Raw genomic sequence first — 385 nt, 5'->3', positions numbered from 1 at the left:
TGAACTTGCAATCTATGTCGAAAACAGGGGATCGGGTGGAAACCAGCAATATCAGCCGAAACTAGGTACTAGTACCCCGTTTCATCAAAATTTTGTGGTAAAACCAGTCCCTCTCATCTCGACCGGAGGGAGATATCTTCCAGCTTGGCAAAAGTTCCTAGCGCACAAGATCCCTCCTCCATCGGAACAAGGATTTCTCCCTTCGGTCGAAATGACAAACCAGAAAAATTGGATGGAATGACCTACTAGTACAGCAGCGCCCAATGCTGAGATTGCCCCCAAACTTGGGATCACTACTTTTGTAGATAAGGGCACCTTGCAAAATTGCCTGCGTGGTGAGCTAAGCGAGGGTAAAATCACGCCAGTCCAAAATGAATGCTCATCG

At 47.3% G+C, this 385-nt stretch carries 1 protein-coding gene; it reads left to right on the top strand.

All coding sequences use genetic code 11. The features are described 5' to 3' along the window. A partial coding sequence (locus tag BQ17_RS22510) for a hypothetical protein (protein WP_218068185.1) occupies window positions 1–241 on the top strand: 241 nt, incomplete at its 5' end. Window positions 242–385: the final 144 nt, after the last annotated feature.

Source organism: Candidatus Thiosymbion oneisti, assembly GCF_900092655.1.
Taxonomy (GTDB): domain Bacteria; phylum Pseudomonadota; class Gammaproteobacteria; order Chromatiales; family Chromatiaceae; genus Thiosymbion; species Thiosymbion oneisti.
The sequence above is the reverse complement of the archived record's forward strand: the minus strand, read 5'-3'. Positions and strand labels throughout refer to the sequence as shown.